The organism is Mycobacterium sp., assembly GCF_035633495.1.
Taxonomy (GTDB): Bacteria; Actinomycetota; Actinomycetes; order Mycobacteriales; family Mycobacteriaceae; genus Mycobacterium.
The window spans coordinates 1-4,055 of record NZ_DASQEU010000183.1 but is presented as its reverse complement, the minus strand read 5'-3'; the positions used below and the strand labels follow the sequence as shown (position 1 = coordinate 4,055).

Below are 4,055 nucleotides of genomic sequence, written 5' to 3'. Positions count from 1 at the left end.
AGCCGCAAATCGGACAACGAGCGTTGTATTGACACTGCCGTCACGGTATTGGCAGATGTGTCCCATTTTTGGGACGATCGTGTAGCCTTCGCCCCATGACGCGCGCAAACATGCAGCTGACCGATTACGACGCCGGCGGCCATCCTTGTGTCGAGGATCTGGAATTGGTGACGGCACCCCTTTCGCCGCTGTTGACCATGGAACTCGACGGCGCCGCCGAGGTGCTGGGGCTAACGAGCGACGAGATTCTCCTCGCCGCATTGGGCCGCGCGATCGAGCGGACCATCGGAAGTGGCTCCGTGGCCGTCGACGTGCCCGGCTACGGCACCCGCGTACACCCGGTGACGTTGCAGTGCGCGGCTCCCGGGCAGGTCGACGCCGACGAGATGCTCGCGCGCGTCCACCGCGCGCTCGAAGCGCTGGCCGTCCGTCGCATCGTGCACGGCGTGCCCGACGATCCACGGGCGCAGCCGGTGTCAGACGTCCTGTTTGTCAACGGCGACACCGCCGTCGCGCGGCCGTACCTGGGCCACGTCCTCGAGCTCCGCGCGTACCGGGACGGAAACGTCATGGCCTTGGACTGGTGGTTCGACGCCCGCAGCTTCGAGTGCTACACAGTGGCGGAACTGGCGGAGCAGTTCCCGCTGGCGTTGATCGAGCTGACCTCGGAGGCCACCCCGCCGATCCATTCCACGCCCGAGTTGGCGCTTGCCCACTAGCGTTTGGCTCGTCGGCCGCCGTGGGGTCTAGAATCTGCGCACAGGCATCGATCCGGCCATCACCGGGGAGTCTTCGGAAGAACGGCGTCCGATCGTTGATCGGGAACGCCCAGTAGAACCGAACGGGTGGGCCCGTCATCGCCCACATTCGAGCGGCGCGCCTGGTGCGCGCAAGCGGGGTGGTACCGCGGTGTTCGCGCACGGGCGCGACGTCGTCCCCGTGCCTTGTCGACCATGGGCACAGGAGACGAACACCGGTGACGGCCTATCCCAGACCCGCGAGCGGATCGCCGAGCTTTCCGGACCTCGAGGTCGAAGTACTGGACTACTGGGATCGCGACGACACCTTTCGCGCCAGCATCGAGCAGCGCGACGGCGCAGAGGAGTACGTGTTCTACGACGGCCCTCCGTTCGCGAACGGCCTGCCGCACTACGGTCACCTGCTGACCGGTTACGTCAAGGACATCGTCCCGCGTTACCAGACCATGCGCGGCTACAAGGTGGAGCGCCGGTTCGGCTGGGACACCCACGGGCTGCCCGCCGAGTTGGAGGTGCAGCGCCAGCTCGGCATCACCGAGAAGTCGCAGATCGAGGAACTGGGCATTGACAAGTTCAACGAGGCCTGCCGCGCATCCGTCATGAAGTACTCCGAGGAATGGCGGGCCTACGTCACCCGTCAGGCCCGGTGGGTCGACTTCGACGACGACTACAAGACCCTGGACCTCGGCTTCATGGAGTCGGTGCTCTGGGCGTTCAAGCAGCTGTGGGACAAGGGCCTGGCCTACGAGGGCAACCGCGTCCTCCCGTACTGCTGGAACGACGAGACTCCCCTGTCCAGCCACGAACTGCGGATGGACGACGACGTCTACCAGAACCGGCAGGACCCCGCGGTCACCGTCGGACTCCGAGTGGCCGACGGGCCCTTGGCGGGTTCACATCTGCTGGTCTGGACGACGACGCCGTGGACGCTTCCGTCCAACCAGGCCGTGGCCGTCAACCCCGACGTGACCTACGTACTGGTGGAGGGATCCGACGGCAGGCGCTACATCCTCGCCGAGCCACGCCTGGCGGCGTACGCCAGGGAGTTGGGTGACGAGCCGACCGTGGTCGGTTCCTACCCCGGTCGGGAGCTGCTCGGCGTGCAGTACCTTCCGCCGTTCCCGTACTTCATGGACTCGCCCAACGCCTTTCGCGTACTGCCGGGTGAATTCGTCACCACCGAGGACGGCACCGGCATCGTACACATGGCACCCGCCTACGGTGAGGACGACAAGGCCACCGCTGACGCGGCGGACATCGCGGCCGTCACCCCGGTCGATTCCAAGGGCAGGTTCGACGCGACGGTTCCCGACTACGCCGGCCAGCACGTCTTCGACGCCAACCCGCAGATCATCCGCGACCTGAAGAACCAGTCGGGGGCCGCCGCCGTGAACGGGGCGGTACTTCTGCGGCACGAGACGTACGACCACTCGTACCCGCACTGCTGGCGGTGCCGGAACCCGTTGATCTATCGGGCGGTGTCGTCCTGGTTCATCAAGGTCACCGAGTTCCGCGACCGGATGGTCGAACTCAACCAGCAGATCACCTGGTACCCGGAACACGTCAAGGACGGCCAGTTCGGTAAGTGGCTGTCGAATGCCCGCGACTGGTCGGTGTCACGAAATCGCTACTGGGGCAGCCCCATTCCGGTGTGGAAGTCCGACGACCCGGCCCATCCCCGGATCGACGTGTATGGCAGCCTCGACGAGCTGGAACGCGACTTCGGCGTGCGCCCCGACGATCTTCACCGGCCCTACATCGACGAGTTGACGCGGCCGAACCCCGACGACCCCACCGGCAAGTCGACCATGCGGCGCATTCCCGACGTGTTCGACGTCTGGTTCGACTCGGGCTCGATGCCCTACGCCCAGGTGCACTACCCGTTCGAGAACGTCGAATGGTTCAAAGGCCACAACCCCGCAGACTTCATCGTCGAGTACGTCGGTCAGACCCGCGGCTGGTTCTACCTGTTGCATGTGCTCGCCACGGCCCTGTTCGACCGGCCCGCGTTCCGGACCTGCGTATCCCACGGCATCGTGTTGGGTAGCGACGGACAGAAGATGAGCAAGTCGCTGCGCAACTACCCGGACGTCACCGAGGTGTTCGACAGGGACGGCTCGGATGCGATGCGGTGGTTCCTGATGGCGTCCCCGATCCTGCGCGGCGGCAACCTCGTGGTCACCGAGCAGGGCATCCGCGAGGGCGTGCGACAGGTCTTGCTGCCGTTCTGGAACGCCTACTCCTTCCTCGCGTTGTACGCGCCGAAGAAGGGGACCTGGCGCACGGATTCGACGAACGTGCTGGACCGCTACATCCTGGCCAAGCTCGCCGTGCTGCGCGACGACCTGACCGGTTCATTGGACGTCTGCGACATCTCCCTTGCCTGCGAACAGCTGCGCCAGTTCACCGAGGCCCTCACGAATTGGTATGTGCGACGGTCCCGTTCGCGGTTCTGGGACGAGGATCCCGACGCGATCGACACCCTGCACACGGTGCTCGAGGTCACCGCAAGGCTGGCCGCTCCGCTGCTTCCGCTGATCGCGGAGGTGATCTGGAGAGGCGTCACCGACGGTCGGTCGGTGCACCTGACGGATTGGCCGACCGCGGGCGAGCTGCCTGCCGATCCCACTCTGGTGGTCGCCATGGACCAGGTTCGCGACGTGTGCTCGGTCGCATCGTCGGTTCGCAAGGCGAAGAAGTTGCGCGTCCGCTTGCCATTGCCGAAACTGACCGTCGCGGTAGAGAATCCGGAGGCCCTCGCGCCGTTCCTCGATCTGATCGCCGACGAACTGAACGTGAAGGCCGTCGAGTTGACCGACGACATCGACGCGTTCGGCAAGTTCGAGCTGGCGGTCAATGCGAAGGTGGCGGGCCCGCGGTTGGGCAAGGACGTACAAGCCGCGATCAAGGCAGTGAAGGCGGGGGAGGGCGTCGTCAACCCCGACGGGACCCTCACGGCTGGACCGGCAACGCTGCAGCCGACGGAGTACACCTCGAAACTGGTTGCGGCGGAACCCGAGTGGACGGCCGCGCTGCCCGATGGTGCGGGACTCGTCGTGCTCGACGGTACGCTCACGCCCGAACTGGAAGCCGAGGGCTGGGCCAAGGACCGCATCCGTGAGCTTCAGGACCTGCGCAAGACCACGGGGCTGGACGTCTCGGATCGAATCAACGTGACGATGTCGGTGCCGCCGGAGCGCCGAGGCTGGGCAACGGCTCACGCGGACCTCATCGCGGGCGAGATCCTGGCCACCGGTTTCGAGTTCGGCGAGCCGGTCGACGGCTCGGAGATCGGTG

The 4,055-nt window shown here is 66.0% G+C and carries 2 protein-coding genes; both read left to right on the top strand.

The genetic code is table 11. The features are described from left to right. The first annotated feature begins 95 nt into the window (after positions 1-95). On the top strand, positions 96-719 hold the full coding sequence (locus VET27_RS26215; protein ID WP_526522930.1) for a hypothetical protein: 624 nt from the start codon (positions 96-98) through the stop codon (positions 717-719). Positions 720-976: 257 nt separating this feature from the next. After that, positions 977-4,055, top strand: a 3,079-nt coding sequence (ileS, locus tag VET27_RS26210) for an isoleucine--tRNA ligase (protein WP_526522929.1), incomplete at its 3' end; no start/stop codon positions are given.